Annotated in this window: 16 protein-coding genes and 1 pseudogene; 5 read left to right on the forward strand and 12 right to left on the reverse strand. The window is 51.4% G+C overall.

Features of this window, described 5'->3' with window-relative positions:
• Positions 1 to 30 precede the first annotated feature (30 nt).
• From YWK_RS17945 to YWK_RS0102495, 5 genes are all read right to left on the reverse strand, one after another.
• Positions 31 to 1,038: an ROK family protein gene (locus YWK_RS17945; protein WP_051374968.1), complete on the reverse strand. Its 1,008-nt coding sequence runs from the start codon at positions 1,036 to 1,038 to the stop codon at positions 31 to 33.
• A 21-nt stretch (positions 1,039 to 1,059) separates the two neighbouring features.
• Positions 1,060 to 1,899, reverse strand: a complete 840-nt coding sequence (locus tag YWK_RS0102480; RefSeq protein WP_026963550.1) for a sugar phosphate isomerase/epimerase family protein — start codon at positions 1,897 to 1,899, stop codon at positions 1,060 to 1,062.
• 15 nt (positions 1,900 to 1,914) lie between these two features.
• Positions 1,915 to 2,985 carry a Gfo/Idh/MocA family protein gene (locus YWK_RS0102485; RefSeq protein ID WP_026963551.1) on the reverse strand — a complete coding sequence of 357 codons (1,071 nt, stop codon included), beginning with the start codon at positions 2,983 to 2,985 and terminating at the stop codon, positions 1,915 to 1,917.
• A 368-nt stretch (positions 2,986 to 3,353) separates the two neighbouring features.
• On the reverse strand, positions 3,354 to 4,553 hold the full coding sequence (locus tag YWK_RS0102490) for an MFS transporter (protein ID WP_026963552.1): 1,200 nt from the start codon (positions 4,551 to 4,553) through the stop codon (positions 3,354 to 3,356).
• Between the two features lie 13 nt (positions 4,554 to 4,566).
• Positions 4,567 to 5,427 (reverse strand): MurR/RpiR family transcriptional regulator, encoded by an 861-nt coding sequence (locus YWK_RS0102495; protein ID WP_026963553.1) that lies wholly within the window; start codon positions 5,425 to 5,427, stop codon positions 4,567 to 4,569.
• A 334-nt stretch (positions 5,428 to 5,761) separates the two neighbouring features.
• On the opposite strand from YWK_RS0102495, the gene YWK_RS0102500 reads away from it, so the two are divergent.
• Together YWK_RS0102500 and YWK_RS0102505 are read left to right on the forward strand one after the other, a co-directional pair.
• Positions 5,762 to 6,262, forward strand: coding sequence for a hypothetical protein (locus tag YWK_RS0102500; protein WP_035465839.1), 501 nt, complete (start codon positions 5,762 to 5,764; stop codon positions 6,260 to 6,262).
• Positions 6,263 to 6,353: 91 nt separating this feature from the next.
• Positions 6,354 to 7,016 (forward strand): LytTR family DNA-binding domain-containing protein, encoded by a 663-nt coding sequence (locus YWK_RS0102505; protein WP_035465841.1) that lies wholly within the window; start codon positions 6,354 to 6,356, stop codon positions 7,014 to 7,016.
• A gap of 28 nt (positions 7,017 to 7,044) precedes the next feature.
• Here YWK_RS0102505 and YWK_RS0102510 read toward each other — a convergent pair whose 3' ends face one another.
• The 7 genes and pseudogenes from YWK_RS0102510 to rph form a co-directional block, all read right to left on the reverse strand.
• Positions 7,045 to 7,764 carry a hypothetical protein gene (locus tag YWK_RS0102510; RefSeq protein WP_026963556.1) on the reverse strand — a complete coding sequence of 240 codons (720 nt, stop codon included), beginning with the start codon at positions 7,762 to 7,764 and terminating at the stop codon, positions 7,045 to 7,047.
• 372 nt (positions 7,765 to 8,136) lie between these two features.
• Entirely contained in the window at positions 8,137 to 8,334 is a 198-nt protein-coding gene (locus YWK_RS17950) for a cupin domain-containing protein (RefSeq protein ID WP_051374970.1), read from the reverse strand.
• A gap of 18 nt (positions 8,335 to 8,352) precedes the next feature.
• A complete protein-coding gene (locus YWK_RS0102520; RefSeq protein ID WP_026963557.1) occupies positions 8,353 to 8,841 on the reverse strand; it encodes a DinB family protein in 489 nt (162 codons plus the stop codon).
• 125 nt (positions 8,842 to 8,966) lie between these two features.
• Positions 8,967 to 9,749: a PhzF family phenazine biosynthesis protein gene (locus YWK_RS0102525; protein WP_026963558.1), complete on the reverse strand. Its 783-nt coding sequence runs from the start codon at positions 9,747 to 9,749 to the stop codon at positions 8,967 to 8,969.
• A gap of 123 nt (positions 9,750 to 9,872) precedes the next feature.
• Positions 9,873 to 10,130: pseudogene (locus tag YWK_RS22740) on the reverse strand (GNAT family N-acetyltransferase); the annotation flags it as partial.
• Positions 10,082 to 10,378, reverse strand: coding sequence for a GNAT family N-acetyltransferase (locus YWK_RS22745; RefSeq protein WP_342664229.1), 297 nt, complete (start codon positions 10,376 to 10,378; stop codon positions 10,082 to 10,084). The gene YWK_RS22745 and the pseudogene YWK_RS22740, both read right to left, overlap by 49 nt.
• A 562-nt stretch (positions 10,379 to 10,940) precedes the next feature.
• The gene (gene rph / locus YWK_RS0102540) at positions 10,941 to 13,616 is read right to left on the reverse strand and encodes a rifamycin-inactivating phosphotransferase (protein ID WP_026963559.1); all 2,676 of its coding nucleotides are present in this window, start codon (positions 13,614 to 13,616) and stop codon (positions 10,941 to 10,943) included.
• A 77-nt stretch (positions 13,617 to 13,693) separates the two neighbouring features.
• Here rph and YWK_RS21320 point away from each other — a divergent pair, with 77 nt between their 5' ends.
• The 3 genes from YWK_RS21320 to YWK_RS17960 all read left to right on the forward strand — a co-directional run bounded on the left by YWK_RS21320 (position 13,694) and on the right by YWK_RS17960 (position 16,733).
• On the forward strand, positions 13,694 to 14,065 hold the full coding sequence (locus YWK_RS21320) for a YncE family protein (RefSeq protein WP_169727124.1): 372 nt from the start codon (positions 13,694 to 13,696) through the stop codon (positions 14,063 to 14,065).
• Positions 14,066 to 14,233: 168 nt separating this feature from the next.
• Positions 14,234 to 14,359 (forward strand): DUF1648 domain-containing protein, encoded by a 126-nt coding sequence (locus YWK_RS22795; RefSeq protein WP_169727125.1) that lies wholly within the window; start codon positions 14,234 to 14,236, stop codon positions 14,357 to 14,359.
• Positions 14,360 to 14,609: 250 nt separating this feature from the next.
• Positions 14,610 to 16,733 carry a sensor domain-containing protein gene (locus tag YWK_RS17960; protein ID WP_051374972.1) on the forward strand — a complete coding sequence of 708 codons (2,124 nt, stop codon included), beginning with the start codon at positions 14,610 to 14,612 and terminating at the stop codon, positions 16,731 to 16,733.
• Positions 16,734 to 17,190 lie beyond the last annotated feature (457 nt).

Below are 17,190 nucleotides of genomic sequence, written 5' to 3' on the forward strand. Positions count from 1 at the left end.
CCCCCGCCGATACTGCGTCTTGGATGGCGTTCACCGATATTCCCTCAAGGTCTGTGATGCTTGAGGAGTGCCGTATGTGAAACACTGATAGGCAGCTCCAAGAACCCCCGCGTCCGCCCCGTGCGTGGACAAGACAATCTGGACTGGATCCACCAGGGACCGCACGCCGAGGGTTCGAACCTGCCGCTCCACCAGAGCGCGCAGCCACTCACCGTCCTCCATCACGCCGCCCCCGAGTACGACGATGGTGGGATTGAACGTGTGGATGAGGGTCACCACACCGAACGCCAATGCCTGCACCGTTTCCGAGATGACCGCTGTGGCCAGCGGATCGCCTTCCTTGAACCACTGAAACACAGCACGGCTGGTCACGCAGTCCGGGTCCTTGTGATACGCGCGAACCGCAGGCGTGTCAGCGTCGCCGACTGCCAGTGCCAACTGGTGCTTCATCCGCCGCGCAATGGCGACGCCGGACGCGTACGCCTCGAGGCACCCGCGAAACCCGCAGCTGCAGTCCGGCCCATTCATGTCCACCGTGATGTGCCCGAGTTCACAAGCGCCACCCCACGCGCCGCGCACCAGATGGCCCCCCGAAATGACACCGCCTCCGACACCCGTGCCCAACGCCAGGCAGACCACGTCGTCATGCCCTTTGGCTGCGCCCAACGACCGCTCCGCGAGTGCCATGACGTTCACGTCGTTGTCTACCCACACAGGTAAGTCGTATGATTCGGACAATATGTCGCGCAGCGGAACGTCATTCCAGTCGGGGATATTGGTGGTTCCGGACAGAACTCGCCCGCGCGCAAAGTCAATCTGACCAGCCGTGCCAATCCCGATGCCGACAAGCGGGTTTACCCCGAGTCTCGCAGCCTCTTCGAGGAGCGCATCCAAGAGAAGCCGCAGTGACTGCAACACGGCATGCCGACCTTTCTCCGGCGTCGGCACTGTTTTCCGGGTTACAATTCGCCCTTCTTGATGAACAATGGCCCCGGCGATTTTCGTGCCTCCGATGTCAATCCCGATACTGTACTCCATCCGCCGTCCCCCTCGCTCCGGCTACAGCGTGCGCAGGATTTCCACCAGATTGTCAATGCTATCAGTCGATCCGCGCTTTGGCTCTTCCTCCCCTTCAAACTCGACGGTCAGCCACCCGTTGTAATTGGCGTCTTTCAACGCGCGGAGAATATACCGGAGATCCACCTCTCCTTCGCCGGCGATTTTGCCCACGTACTTCTCGCCGGTGGTGGATGCGTACGCGTGACCGGGGTAATCGTCGTCCACCTTCTGGAAGTCCTTAAAGTGCACGTGAGACACGTAGTCCTTGAGCTTACCGATGGCCTCGCTGGGGTTCTCGCCGACCAACAGGAAGTTGCCCGTGTCGAACGTGGACCGTAACGCAGGCGAGCCCACCGCCTCAATCACTTCCCGCACTTGATGCGCCTTGCCGGCAAACAGTCCGTGGTTTTCCAGGCAGAGCGTGACGCCCTGAGCTTGTGCGTACTCGGCCGCTTTCTTCAGCCCCTTGATAATCTGAGACTTGGCTTCTTCAAAGGACGTATCTCCCGCTTTATCGCCTGAGAACACACGCACCACCTTGGCACCAAAGCGGACGGCCATGTCCACGGAATCCGTGATGTCCTTCACTTGCTCCTGCCACCGCACTTCATCGGTGATGGCCAGGTTATTGGAAGCTGAGAAGCTCGCAACCTGTAGGCTGGTCCGCTGCAAAGCCTGTTCCACCCGCGGAATCTCCTCTTCTTTGTTGCGCCAAAACATGCTTAACAGCTCAACACCCTCTGCCTTCGTGGTGCTGACGAACTCAATGAAGTCCACCATATCCCACGTGTTGTCGTACCAGTACTGATGGACACTCCACATACTGAGCGCAATCTTCATCCGTCTCCACTCCCGTCAGAATGTGATTTCTCGACCTTGTTCAGACGACGCCGCAATGGCGACGAGCATGTGCACCACGTCCCTCCCTTGCGCCACGTCGCTGCATGGGGGGGCACCGGTGTGCACGCATTCAAGGAAATGGTCAATCTCCCGTTGGTACAGGGGGCCCATCCCCACCGACGGCGTGGTACTGGTCAGCACGCCGTGGGCTGTGCTGTAGAAGCGAAGCGGATGGAGTGACATGCCGCCTTGGGCGCCAAAGAGATCCACCTGCAACGCGTCGTCCTCCGGGCCGTTGATGGCCCACGAGACTTCCAGTTGCAACACACTGCCGTTGGCGAAGCGAATGAAGGCGGAAGCAAAGTCCTCCGTGGTGTATATCTCGTTGTTTTCATTACCCTGCGCCTTGGCCTTCCACGTTTGGATAAAGTCGAGCTTGTCGTTGCCAATCCCCTGGTACAGGAAACCGCTGACCGATTTCACCTCCGGCTTGCCCATCAGCCACCAGGTGACATCCAGCGCATGCACGCCAATGTCCAGCAGCGGCCCGCCACCGGACACCGCTTTGTCGGTGAACCAGCCCTTTGGCGTGCCCCTCCGCCGCAAAATGCGCGTCTTTGCGTAATACACCTGCCCGAGGTCCCCCGCCTCCACATACCGCTTCATCACCGCTACGTCATCTCGGTAGCGGTGGGACATGCCCACCATCAGCACTTTGCCAGACTCCGTCACCTTGTCGACCAGCGCCTGCGCCTGGTCCAATTGCGTGGCCATCGGCTTCTCAAGGAGCACGTGCACGCCGGCGTCGAGGGCCTTCAACGCGAGATGGACGTGCGAGGTGTTGGGCGTGCAAATGCTGACCGCGTCCAGTGACTCGCTGGCCAGCATCTCCTCGGCACTGCCGTACACACAAGGCCGAGGCCGACCGGTCTCTTTGGCAAATGCCGCGGCTGCAGCAGACACCCGCTCCACTTCAGGATCCGCAAACGCCACGACCTCCACGTCCTGTCGAGCTGCGTAACTGGGCAAATGCGCCGCGAGCGCAATGGATCCAACCCCAATGATGCCTACGCGAGTTGTTTTCATCGATGCACCACCCCATCCGTTGTTCAACGAGCGATTTGCAAATGTCCAGAGCAGTGGATCGTCACGATGATGCAAATCGCTGGAATGATTTCCATGCCTCTTTGAAGTCTGTCGCCGTGATGCCTGTGATGTGGTTGAAAGGGTAGATTCAAGATGGAGTCACTATGGAGTACACATTTTTAGAGGTTTACGATTTGAACACGAATTCGTTGACTGATATTTGTAGAGCGGAGTTCATATCCATAAAAATACATTTTGCCGGATATTTTCTTTACAGAGAGCGTAACCTAGCTGTAGATATGTGTCAATACTCATTCAATTCTCACTTTTTATTTGAGCCATTCGACGTCTTGGCCTCAGGTGGGTTGCTAAAACACATCCCCTCCGCGCTTCACCATCCAGGTAAAACCACCGAGGCTGACGAAACAGGTGACGAAAGCAACCGCGTACAGCACGCTTCCTCCAGCTTTATCGAATATCGTGCCACCCACCAGACTACCGATAATGGCAGCAATCCCCGTGTTCGTTGCACTGTACACCATTTGCGAGGTGACGCGATTGGACTCATTGCTCACCCGGGCAGCCAGGGATATCCCCGCCGCCAGCGCGAGGCCGAAGGAGGCGCCGTGCAGAAGTTGCAACAAAATCATGACAACGGTGGGTGGATTCAGGCAGAGAACGGCCCACCGAAAGGCGAATACGGCGGTGGATAGCCACAGCACGCGCAGCGGCCCAATCTTTTGAATCAGTCGCCCGGACAAGAAGAATAGCGGCAACTCACTCATGGCCCCCAGTGCGTAGATGAGCCCCAGCCATGACTGGGGTCTCCCTAAATCCACGTAGTACAGCGAGAAAAAGTTGCTGTTCATCCACTGCGTCACCGACATGAGGAACGACAGAACCAAGATCTGAACGAACTGGCTGTTCCGCAGCACGCTGGACAGCCGATGGACCCCGCGTACCTCGCGCCGCCCCAACCACGGTGTACTCGGATAACCTGCTAACCCGAACAAGGCCAGCGCAGTGGCGACCAAGTAGGATGGAATGAGCCAATGAATGCCAAAATACTGATACACAAGTGCTGCCGCGTTCGCAGCCATGGCATACCCGAGCGATCCAAACATGCGAATCTTCCCGTACAGACGGATACCCGTGTTGTACACCGTCATACTGTCGGACAGTGGGATCAAGCTCGTCTGAAAGATGGCCATCACCCCCGTCGCGAAGGCAAAAGCCCAAACGCTGTGAAGGTTCGGCAACAAGAGATAGGCCGCCAACGGGCCCATCAGCATGCCGACGAAAAGGCTACGCCTAGGTACATTGTACCGGTCGTTCAGCACGCCCCAAAGGGGTTGAACCAGCATTCCCACCGCAGGGATGACGGCTAACACCCTTCCAATTTGGGTGTCGTTGGGGCCGTGAGATCTCAAAAACAAGCTGTAGTACGGCGAAAAAACACCGACTGTTGTGTAGAAGAGGAAATAATACGCGGACATACGAGCGTACCGCGCCGGACCCACCGGAGCCAACTCGGACGGTTTCAGCGATTGCACGTTTACTTTTGGCATGCATGTACCTGCCTTAGTAGATTTTATCCACCACACTTTTCGCGGTTCGCTCAAGGGCTGAAAACGCCGATTCTTTCATCCGCAGCGCCACCACGGTGGAGAGGATGTCGAGGATATGAATCTGGGCCAATTTCGACGCGAACGCACCGCCTTGCATGGGAGACTCTTTCGACGCGCCGAGCAATGTGGCGTCCGCGTAGGACGTAATCGGAGATCTCGCGTGGTTGGTGAGACAGATAATGAACGCTCCGTTCTCCTTTGCAATGCGAATCGCGTCAACCAGATCCTTCGTACTCCCCGATGTAGAGATCCCTACGACGACGTCGTTTTCATTGACCAACGCACAGTTCATCGCAATGACATGAGCATCGGACGCTGCGTCGGCATTAAACCCGAGCCGCATAAATCGATATTTCGCATCGTACGCGGTAATCCCGGAAGAACCGACGCCGAAGAAGAACAGGCGCTTACCGCGGATCAGCGCGTCGGTCGCCTTCATGAGTTCAGACTCCTGCAAGAGACTCTGCGTATCCTCCAGCGCCTTCACGTTGTACGAGGTGATTTTCTTCTTCATCGTCTCGAGCGTGTCCGATTCTTCCAGCTGTCCATGCACGTGCTCGCTCGGGCTCACCAATTCCTGCGCGAGTGACAGCTTAAACTCCTGAAACCCACGAAAGCCCAACTTTCGACAAAATCGGATGACGGTCGTCTCCCCCACTGCCGCTTTCTCGGCCAGGTCCGTGACGGAAGAATACACCGTGGTCTGCACATCCCCGAGGACCACGTCTGCCACTTTTTGTTCTGCCTTCGACAACGAATTGTAGATGCTCTTCAACATCGCGATGGAACTGGCTCCATTTGCGGTTTTCTTCATCTGCGTCTTCTCCCTCGTCTCTTCCCGACTCCACCCAATACAGCGCCTTCCCTTACGCACTGTCCTATGTCCTTTTGGACAATGTGAGCGTACGCGAACGTCATTGATTTCGTTCTTACGCCCACTGCTTCCACGCAACGGATGGATTGTTACAAAGAATAATACCACTCTAATGTTCATCTGTGGTGAAATATTCCCATTATCCACGAGCGAAATATTCAGTTCTTCATCACACTTTCCAACCGCTTACCATTAGAAAATTATCACACTGTTTAGTAGAATAAAGGTAAAACGCTTGCGTGCGGTGCCACTCAATGAAAGGTTGTGAATGGACATGTCTACAACGGAGATTCTACCGTTAGAAGATTTTCGAAAACTCCCAAAGAACGAACAAAAAGATCTATTGCTGGACTGGAGAAACCGATTTAAGACCAAAGATATCCAAAACAAGTGGGGACTGGATCCCAACGGATTCTACAAGATTTTACACGAGCTTGGCGTGCCAACCCGAACGAGAACCACCGTCCCCTGGGACCTGCCGAAACCAACGGCCACCAAGCTGTCCGACTTACCCAGCTACCGGCAAAAGATCCGTACGGCGGGATCGCCCACTTCTCAGACGTCTGCAAATCCAGATTCCGGGACTCCTACAACATCATCCGGTACTGTATCCATTGATGTGGAACAGACAGATGCGCGGAAGAACTTAAGTGTGACCATCCAAGGCGTTTTTGACGGAAAGACGTTGTCCGCAAAACTGGAAGGCATTGCTCGTCTCTTGGAGCACTCTTCGGATAAATATTCCATCGAGTTCCGATTGAAGGACAGTCTATAATAAAACTAAGCCAACCGGGGGAACACCCCGGTTCCTGTTTGTCACCATCTACGTGCACCATGGAAAGTGATCCAAGAAGGAGTGCATCGACGTGGCGGCATTACCCATCCTGGAGCAGCTGGAACGGGTCTTAAAGGATTGGATTCCTGAAACGGCTTCCATCGCGGTGGCAGATCATCATCAGTACGTTTATTACGCACCGGGAGAGTACGATTTACGCATTCGTCCGGGTGAACCCGTTCGCCCCGGAAGTGTGGCGGATAGGGTCTTTCGAGAGCGGACACGCGTGGCATCCGATGTGGACTCGTCCGTGTTTGGGATTCCCTATTACGGCATGGGGTATCCGTTTCAGTCCACGTCTGGCGATCTCTCTGCACTCACCGTCATTTTGCCACCCAACCGAAGAATCCAACAACAGCCTCTTCATTTCGTCATGGGGCAGCTGGACAACATGTGGCTCCCCACCCCGGTGGAGGATATTGCGTACTTCGAAAGTTACGAGAAGAAGACCTGGCTGTACACCGAAGATCTCGCTTTGACCACAAACCATACGCTGCAATCGCTCGAGGCTCGACTGCCGAAGGGGCGGTTTCTCCGAATTCACCGCTCCTACATCGTGAACATTTCGTTTATCCAATCGATTTATCGCGATGCACGCTCAAACTTGGTGGTCAGCTTGAAACACCCTTCAAACCCACACTTGACGGTCGGGCAATCCCATGTCAGGTACGTACGGGAGATGTTGGGGTTTTAGCAGGCAGGTACGTGAACAACCACAAGTGTCATCGCTGGGATGCGTAATAGCGCTTGAAATCCAACCTGTAGGCCATGTACCCCGCAATCACGGCAAGGTTGAAAATCACATCCAGGGTCGCGTTGCCTGCATCCACGCGGATGTCATCTGTGGACCACTGCTCCAGCGCCGTGAGAATCGCTGGTTTTCGACAGGCCAGTGCCGCGTTCATCGTGCTCGTGGACCAACGAAAGAATCCGCTCGCTTCTCGTAACAACGGCAGAGCCAGGTAGAATCCTTCACCTGGTCTCGGGTGATCCTGGTTACCAAAATGAAGTTCCTGTTCCCTTCGGGATAAATAGGTCGAGTAAGAACGGGTGTGTTTGCGAATCTTCTGGAGAATGAACTGATGATTGCCGTACACGTCCGCATCCGCCTCCAACAGGCATACAGCAGCCACAAAGTCCGCGACGACCTGCATCCCCCAGAGCCGCAAGCTGGCTAAAATGGTTTCTGCCTTCATGTCTCTATCCACTGGCCTGCGCAACACTTTGTACAACATATCTCCCACTTCACTGCGCGTACTCCATTCGCTCGTGTAGCTCCTGCAATAATCGATAAGGCCAGGCCATTTGTCTGCGTAGAAGGCTTCAACCTCCGGTTTGACCCCATCGAAAAGAACAAACTTCCCGACGTCATCCATCGTGAAGAGTTGCGCACCGTACGCTTGAAACTCCTCCGGCGAAGTGAATGTGTTAAATGTGGCCAATTTTGGCACCGTCCCTTACCAAATCGCTCAACCCCATTACAGATATGTCGCTGCCTGGCGTATATGAATAGGTTTCGCGACTGAGCCTGGCATTGCGTGGGTCAAACTGTATGTTCTTCCATTCTAAGCGTTGGTGAAGCATGTTTCAGCTCTCTTTTTAGAGACGTCTTCAACAAGAGGTTTGAAACAGAAATTCACGGGGGCAGTCAGCTGTTTTTCGTGTACGGGGAGACATTCGCAATCATGAGGAGATGGCGCAGGCCGCTCGTTCCAATCATGAGGCTGTCCCCAACACCATCGTAAGATGGGTGATGTGGACAGCCGCCTGTAATCAGTCGTGTAGCGCCTGCGCTATGAATCTGGGCGTAGTGGTTAGTCCGCGTAGTAGTTCGTGCCGGCCGAGAACTCGATGAAGACGCATGCCTCGTGACCAACCGCCCATGCATCGTGGCCAGGCGGCAGCATCATGATGTCTCCAGGACCAAACTCCTCCTCAGAGCCATCGTCCATGACGGCCTTTAGACGCCCTGACTGCACGTAGGCAACATGAGGGAGCATGCAACTCTTCAATGTTCATTCTTCATCTCACTACTCGCACGTTATTAGAAGATCGGTATCTGGGGGCAGGTATCCCATGTGACGAGTCATTGAGACGATTTGACCCTTGTGGTGAAATTCGTGTGTGATGGTGTGCATGAGCAATTGAAGAGGGGAGGCTGTGAGCGTTTCCTTCTCTCGCCACGGAATTGTTCGATGGAGCGGTTGCAGCATACCATCACCCCACTGCTCGTAGAGGTCATCTACCAAAGCGTCCACGGCCTCAAACTTTCTACGAATACCCGGTATGTCGAGGCGTGCTAGTTCTTCCTCGGGCGTGAATGGGCTGTCCGATTTACCCAACACAAAAGCACCTAACCAAGCATTGTAGCAGTCCGCGATATGAACGAACGTCTTTCGTACACTCCCCCAACCGAATCCACTCAATTCGCAAGTGAAATCCTTGGGATCCAGTTCATTGCAGAAATCAAAGAGCACGCCGCGTGTCTGACGAACCCAATCGTATACGATACGATCCACGATAAGTTCTCCCCCTGTCCAATCACGGCTTGTATGGTCAGCGATTTGCGAAATAACGACAAACAACTGGTTCAGGACAATATGGAGCCATTCTCGCCCGAGGGAAACACACCGAGCGTCTAAATCTAGAGTAGCTCACCTTTGACAACCGTCACCGCTTGCCCAGCCAATAATACGCGGTCATCTTGAATCTGCACTCTCAAAATACCTTCTCGTGCCGATAATTGCTTAGCTAGGAAATGGTTTGTACCTAACTTCGACTGCCAGTACGGTGCTAGCGCGCAGTGGGCTGAACCCGTAACCGGATCCTCATTCACCCCGACCGCCGGAAAAAAGCAACGCGAAACAAAATCAAACGGTGTTTCCTCCGCTCGACTCGTTACCAGAATGCCTCTCGCATTTATGGTCGAAAGTTTTGAAAAGTTCGGCTGAAGTTCTCGAAGTTGACGCTCTGATTCCACTTCTACCAGCAAATCCATGCGATTCGATCCAGCATACACCAGCTTCACTCCAAGAGCATCTTCTAACTGCTCGGGCACTTCACAAGCCTCCACTTGTTCAAGTGGGAAGTTTAGTTCAATCCATCCTCCATCCAGCTTCGCAGTTAACCATCCGCTTTTCGTAAAGAATCGGAGTTCTTTTTCTTCCGGTTCTATCCCTGTCTCCCACAGGTAATGGGCACTGGCGAGGGTTGCATGTCCGCACAGCTCCACCTCTGCAACCGGAGTAAACCACCGCAACTCGTACCCATCCTCTAACGGATACAGAAATGCTGTCTCCGATAAGTTCATCTCCTTAGCGACATTCTGCATCCACTGATCATCTTTACGCTCCTTCAACAGGCACACGGCAGCCGGATTTCCTTTAAACGGTTCACTGGTGAAGGCATCAATGATGTATAGGTTCATATGTATGCTATCCCCCTACAGCTTTATTTGAATTGGAAAAGTCAGTTATACAATATTTTGAAAAATACGTTCGTAAAAGTTTCTAATCCGACAACGTAGTTCTATGGTAAATGGTCTATCGTTCTAATGTGAAAGCAGCCCATTGGGACGGAACCTAGCCATCATCACTTCATCGACATACTGTCCTACTGATTTGATGCTTCCGGCCTTTCTTCCTTCGACGACAAAGCCAAACCGCTCGTACAATGCTTGAGCACGAGGATTCGTCGTAAGCACACCGAGTTCTACGCGTTCAAGCATGAGCCAGTTATCGGCTAAATCCAGTATTTTCGTCACAAGTGCGGTTCCAATCCCTTTGCCATGGTGTTCGGCATCCCGGCGATATAAAACATTCCAACGTGGGACTTTCGTCCAGACATCTGTACAAGTCCAGCGTGTCCAACCACGACGCCATCCAACTCAGCAACGAATTCGTGATGGTTTGGCCCCAGTTTTCGATATCTTTCTTCTAACTGTTCAATGCGGTCTCTGGGAAGAGAGAGAATATACGGCATCACATGATTCTGAGATTGAATTCGATGAATGGCAGGAACGTCACTCAGCTGAACGGGTCGAATCACAAGATTCATCCATTGACCTCCATCAGACAATTTTAAAATCAGCAAAGATTTATCACTCATTTCCAAATTTACATCTAAACTAAAAGTATTTGAACATAGTGTGAGGTCATCACCCAAATGTTGTTGTATCGAAGCTGATCCTACCCGGCATCTTTGCTTCAGTTCCTTTGCATACAATGGGTATGCATTTGTGATGGATCAAAAGCAGGCTGAAGATTTTGTGGTCGATGTGGTGAATCATAAGTACACGTTTGAACAGGTTGTTCGCATTATTAAATCGCATAGCCACCAGCAGTAGCGAAGGACCTGACGCCTTAGAAACGCCAGGTCTTATCGTCCGGAAACCTTCGTTATGGTAACAACCACACACGCATCGCTTGAACGCGCCACGTAAACTGGATCGGGAAAAGCACGGATTAGGCGTGATCTCAAAGCAAATGGCGAATAAGGTCCCCTCCACTACCTATATTCGTCATCACTGCTATGGCGACGGCACCACGCCTCTTCCTGTGCTTCCTTCTATCGAACCTTATAATACGTGCATCGCTTCCATTTCCGGTGTGTTCAAGGTTCAAACTTGGTTCGGGTTATTCGATTCCCGTAGAATCTGCACGTACCCTTGGGTTCCGTCAATCCGAATGTATTGTCCGTTTTTGATGATCTCAGTGGCACCATCGATGCCTACCACTGCTGGTATGCCATATTCACGTGCAACGACGGCTCCATGCGTCATCATCCCACCGACTTCCATCACCAATCCCTTCGCCGAGTGAAACAGTGGTGTCCACCCAGGATCCGTAAACGGTGCAATCATGATTTCTCCTGGATGCAATTTGGCATCTTCCGGCCGCAACACGACCCTTGCATATCCTTCTACCATCCCAGCTGACACCGGTGTACCCATCAAGGCCCCTTCCGGCACCTTTACGTCACGCCGTCTGCCCGTAATCACTTCACCTTCACTGGTCATGACACGAGGCGGTGTGAGTTTCTTATTTTGTTCATACTGATGTTTTCGTTCTTCAATGAGTTGGTGAACATCTCCTTTGAACTCACCAGTCTCCAAAGCGATGAGTTCGTCCAATGACAGATAGAACACATCTGACAGGTGTCGCAGAACGCTGTCTTTCACGAGCCGATTTGCTTCCTCCAAAATCGCACGCTTGAATATATCAAAATGCTGTACAAGGATGTACTTGGGATGTTCTCTCAGTCCCACCGTATTGCGATAAACATGAATGAGACGCGATATGATTCTCGCCTTGAGTATACCTCCACGTGTCCTCTTTACCCGTGAAATGATGCGGTTTGCAGCGTCTTTTGCTTCTCGTTCCCCTTCAGCGAATTTTTCCCGATGCTCGCCCGGGGCAAGGGTACGGATGTGGCTGATGATGGACGGTGCAAGTGCGGTAGGAGTCTCACGCCACCTCGGGTTGCTGATATCGATTTCCCCCGGACACCGCATCCCATATCTGTCCAAAAATTTCTCGAAAGCTTCTTTGAATACTTTCCCTCCTTGGACCTGGCCAAGGCCCTCGAAAAACGTCTCATTTTTGGCATGCTGTAAGTAGTCGACAACCTCAGGGTACTGTCTTGCTACGTCAGCGAGATCGCCAATCATCAGCCCGAGTTCGCTGGTGACGTTTCCCGGAAGAGATTTGTTCAATAGATGTACTTGCTCATCCTCACCAAGCCATTTCTTTACCAATGCCTCCGTCAACTTCATGGATACAACTCCCGGGCCCAGATACGGTGAGACATTTTTTACGATTTCCACTGCAACGGTGCCGAGGACTTCCTGGATCCGCTGAATACGCTGAGCCCCTGAAACCTCGAAGACAAAGCGTTCTGACGCCTGTACCTTACGTTTCATGAATGCGTTCACGGCTTGTTTGGCTCCGGACAGGTTGCCCATCAACAGATGCGGCATCACCTTTCTCACAGCGGCAAGGATGAATCGGCGGACGCTCGCAGTAAGCTGTTTATTTGCGGGACGCTGAAATTCGGGGCGGCCTATCACGTCCTCAATCGCACTTCCAATTCGCTCGTCGATATTGCTAAGCAGCTTAGGCAATATCCGCTGGGCCTGTTTCACGTGTAGTAAATCAGTCGGATCGAAGAATAATCGATTGCCCGCCTCTAAGACATATTTGCTCTCTGACCGGACAGAATGCGATTTCCCAAACGGGAACATCGTACGAAGCACCGACATCCCCAAAGGACTCATGGCATCCGTCATCATCTGCTGATGACCAACTGAGATGAAGACGTGCAGTCGGTTGTCCGAAACCTTTGGTACGGGGTACAGTGATGTGATGGGACGGCTTTGAAGAATGTAGAAAGCTCCCTCCGCGAGGCACCATTCAATGTCTTGTTCCGCGCCAAAATGTTCCTCAATTCGTTGCCCCAATTGTGCGAGATGAACAATCTGGCTGTCCTGCAGAGCTTGCTCCTCCTGTTTTTGAAGCGGTAGATCTTGTGTCACTGTACCCCCTTCAGGATTCGAGTAAATGGCGAGTTTCTTCTTGGCAATCTTCTTCTGTATGATTTGGCCATCTCGAACCTGGTACAAATCAGCCGAAACAATACCCGAAACGAGGGCCTCTCCGAGTCCGAAACTCGCGTCAATAGAAGTCACCTTGCGGTGCCCGGTAATCGGATCCGCTGTGAACATGATGCCCGATACCTCTGGGAATACCATCTCCTGTACGACGACGGAGAGATACACGGAGCGGTGATCGAAACCGTTTTTCGCTCGATACGAAATGGCTCTATCTGTAAACAGAGACGCCCAGCAACGCCGCACAGCATTCAAGAGTTGCTCTTTCCCACGTATATTTAGGTACGTGTCTTGTTGACCTGCAAATGAAGCAGTCGGCAAATCTTCCGCCGTTGCACTGGAACGAACGGCGTAAGGTTTCTGTTTGCCAGTGCACTCCCATGCCTCTACTATCGCCGCTTCAACATCACTAGGAATGGGTACATCCTCTAAATGTTTTCGAATTCGTTGGCCTATCAGACGAATTTCGTCCAAGTTTTCAGCATGGATACGGTCAAGCTGGTCAAAGAAGTTATTCATCTCATTGCTGGCCTGAACGAGGGCCTGGTACGCTGAGGTGGTTACGCAAAAGCCTTGTGGTACAGGGAAACCTGCCTTCGTCAATTCCCCAAGGTTTGCTCCCTTCCCTCCGACGTACGGTAATGATGCTTTGTCGACTTCTTTGAAGTACAAGACGAATTTCTCCACGATTCTCACCCTTTCTGAACCGAAACCAAGGAAATCAAATTGTTAGTATTTCCGTCATTAACACAACGACAGATATGGTGATAGACACCATCACTGATGCTCGTTTAATGGGTCCTTTAGGTATCGCTGTAAACCCGAATGGTCTGACTGCCTATGTAGCTAACTTTGGTCCCGCGTTAGTAAACGGGGGTAATGCTGTAGCAGTCATCGATACTACAACAGACACCGTAACATCAACCATTTCTTTAGCACCAGCCAGCGGACCATTTGATATTGCATTTACTCCCGATGGTTCCCGTGCTTATGTAACAGATTTAAGTTCTAACAGTGTTTCAGTGATTGACACGACGACAAACATGGTGCTGAATACGATTGGTTCGATTCCAACACCTGCGGGAATTGCAATTACACCAAACGGAAGGTTCGCTTATGTGGAAAATTTTGTGTAACCAGGAACTGTTACCGTCGTACTGGACCATCTCTTGAACGGTTTTTCGGTAACAATTTAAACTATTCTGAATAAACGGTGCAACGTCTTTAAAAATTTGGCGGTGACAGCAATGGTGGAACGGAGTAAAGGAAGTGCGATGCCTTAGTGGGGATAGCTAGCCTGGATAGTGACGGTTGTTTTAGAAGCCGTCGCATTTCCTCATCTTCCTCCCCAGGTCGCGACACACTTTGACGTGGCGGGACAGGCTAACCCGTGTACCTATCATGAATGGATCATTCTACGTCCCTATTGATTCAGCCACAGGGACGTAGGACATTTACCACTATTTTTTCGGTAGAGTTGGGGACTGGTTTTCCTAGCCTCCGTACTTATGGAGTACCATTCCGCACGTCGAGTTTAGTAAGGCCTCGGTACTGAAATATGTGACTGCTCTCGATGTACCCCAAAAAACAGGATGAGCAGATGGCCGAAGGACCAAACAGAACGTGATAATATACAGTTGACGTGGAAAGTTCAGGGAATCTCAAAAGAGAGGGAAACATGTGAAACCGGACGTGAAAGTCGGCTTTTTCATTAGACGAGATGTCACTGAGGAGAAAAAGATGTGGAATACCCTTGAAGAAGGCGAAGCATTCTACCGCGTTCTATTTGATGCATCTCCTATTGGTCAACTAGTTCACGTGGACGGAAAAATCGTGTATGCGAATGCCGCTGCACTAGAAACACTCGGTGCAGGGAGTCTCGATGAGCTAAGAACGGTGTCTGCATATGATTTAGTCACAACGTGGCGAGATAAGCCCATTAAATGTGTTCCATCAGGAAATAAATTACAACATTATGGGTATTTAACCCGCCTTAATGGAGGATTCGTCCCATGTATCATTACAGCAACCACAATTCCATATGATGGAGAACAGGCTCGGTTGGTGACGTTTATCGACACCACAGAAGCCCATACCGCTGTCCAACAATTGGAGGCCAGCGAAGCTCGTGCTCGAGAAAACGAGGAGAAGTACCGGACATTAGTCGAAGCCTCACCAATTGCCATTATCGTCCACCAAGATGGCTTCATCCGGTACACTAATCCTGCTGGGGTTAAGTTAGTTGGCGGAAACGACATCTCTGATATCATTGGGCAACCTGCGGACAAGTTTATTCACCCAGACAATGCTGCGGTTGTGCGTGAGCGTATGAAGGCCGCCCCCACCACGATGTTAGAACCGATGGAAGAAAAATTCTTGCGTCTTGATGGCAAGGCAATTGACGTTGAAGTAATTGCTTTCCCGATTAAGTATGAAGACAGACCGGCTGCACAAGTTGTGTTACAAGACATTACTGAACGCAAACGGGCGGAGGAAATCATTCGATTTATGGCCTTCCACGACCCGCTTACTAAGCTACCCAACCGGACCATCTTTAGAGAACGACTTGAGGAAGCACTCCTAGCCCGCAAGGACAATGAAGTGATTGCCGTCATGCTGCTAGACTTCGACCGCTTCAAACAAATCAACGATACACTCGGCCACTCCGTCGGGGACGAGGTTTTGATCATGGTCACCGAGCGATTACGCAGTTGTGTCTTTCCCAAGGGCGTGATTTGTAGGATTGGCGGAGACGAGTTTACCATCATGATTCCAAACATACCTTCCAGACGTCATGTGGAGGAAATTGCGGAAACGATAAAGGCCGCATTCAATCAACCTTTAATTGTTGGTAAAGATAAATTCTATTTGACCGCAAGCATTGGAGTGGCTCTCGCACCTGACCATGGAAACACCGGGAAGTCACTTCTTCGAAGCGCAGATATTGCGATGTATGCAGCGAAGGAACAAGGCAAAAACAAGTACCAGTTCTACACAAACGAACTGAATGAAGCGTACACCAAGCGGTTAGAAATTGAATCTGCATTGCGTGTAGCAATACAAAATGGCGAGCTGGATGTATTCTATCAGCCCATTATTGATGTGAAGACAAAGGCGGTTGCCAGTGTAGAGGCTCTCGTTCGTTGGAATCGCCCAGGTTATGGGATGGTCTCTCCACAAGACTTCATTCCAGTCGCTGAAGATACCGGCTTGATTTCACCCATCGGTGAATGGGTGATGAGAGCTGTCTGCGGTCAAATCAAAACATGGAAAAACCTTGGATATAAACCAGTCCCCGTCGCCATCAATGTCTCGGGACGAGAATTCTTACAAAACGACTTCGTACAGAAACTTATCGAAGTCACTCAGGAGACAGGCATTGACCCGTCTTTGCTGGAGGTTGAAATTACCGAAAGTACCATTGTTTGCGACGTTAAGCGCACGATTGACACCTTGCAACAACTAAAGAGTTTCGGGATCAAATCTGCAATCGACGACTTTGGAACCGGGTATTCATCATTGAGCTATCTAAAAGATTTTCCTGTGGATAAGCTGAAGGTCGACCGTTCGTTTACGTTGGACATGAACCCGAAGAATGTGTCCATCGTCCGCGCGATCTTAGCCATTGCCCAGAATTTACACCTATCGGTGGTGGCTGAAGGAATCGAAGACAGTGCGCAGTTCAATCAACTGTGTGAAGAAGGTTGCGATTTCATTCAAGGATATGTGTTCAGCGAACCCATCCCAGCGCATCAGTTTGAACAGAAGTTCCTCAAGAAAACATCGGAATCGGCCGCCATCTAAGTTTTAGATGCATGTGCCACAAATGGTGCAAACGCCTAGAACCATAAGAGTGATGGAGATACAATGTTAACTTCTACTACGAGCACTATAGTGACGCTTTTAATTTCCTTATAAGCTACTGGCGCTATCATTTACGATGGTCGGAGGCGATTGGTAAAGAACTATGGTGGATGGGCGTTACTCACTTTTCTCTCAGCACCAGTTGGCGTGGGCTGTTATTTGACCTTTACAACCTCCAGACTTTGGATTCGAGCGTTGGGAGTTTTCGTAGCTTTACTTGGCGTGATCTCCCTCATTATCGCCATTTTCAACGTTCATTAAGTAGAGCATCCAGTGTCCAATTCTTAACGAAACACAACGAAATCTTATACGGAGGCGTAGAAGCGCTAAGGAATGTCTGATGGCGCTGGCGGTGCAAACCGGATTACGAGTCATCAAGTCAAGATGCCAGAGGGGT

It is taken from the genome of Alicyclobacillus pomorum DSM 14955, from assembly GCF_000472905.1.
Classification (GTDB): Bacteria; Bacillota; Bacilli; order Alicyclobacillales; family Alicyclobacillaceae; genus Alicyclobacillus_A; species Alicyclobacillus_A pomorum.

What these genes read in the sequence shown, in the direction of transcription:
- YWK_RS17945 (WP_051374968.1), bottom strand. Translation starts at nt 1,038, where the DNA reads ATGGAGTACAGTATCGGGATTGACATCGGAGGCACGAAAATCGCCGGG.
- YWK_RS0102480 (WP_026963550.1), bottom strand. Translation starts at nt 1,899, where the DNA reads ATGAAGATTGCGCTCAGTATGTGGAGTGTCCATCAGTACTGGTACGAC.
- YWK_RS0102485 (WP_026963551.1), bottom strand. Translation starts at nt 2,985, where the DNA reads ATGAAAACAACTCGCGTAGGCATCATTGGGGTTGGATCCATTGCGCTC.
- YWK_RS0102490 (WP_026963552.1), bottom strand. Translation starts at nt 4,553, where the DNA reads ATGCCAAAAGTAAACGTGCAATCGCTGAAACCGTCCGAGTTGGCTCCG.
- YWK_RS0102495 (WP_026963553.1), bottom strand. Translation starts at nt 5,427, where the DNA reads ATGAAGAAAACCGCAAATGGAGCCAGTTCCATCGCGATGTTGAAGAGC.
- YWK_RS0102500 (WP_035465839.1), top strand. Translation starts at nt 5,762, where the DNA reads ATGTCTACAACGGAGATTCTACCGTTAGAAGATTTTCGAAAACTCCCA.
- YWK_RS0102525 (WP_026963558.1), bottom strand. Translation starts at nt 9,749, where the DNA reads ATGAACCTATACATCATTGATGCCTTCACCAGTGAACCGTTTAAAGGA.
- YWK_RS22745 (WP_342664229.1), bottom strand. Translation starts at nt 10,378, where the DNA reads ATGAATCTTGTGATTCGACCCGTTCAGCTGAGTGACGTTCCTGCCATT.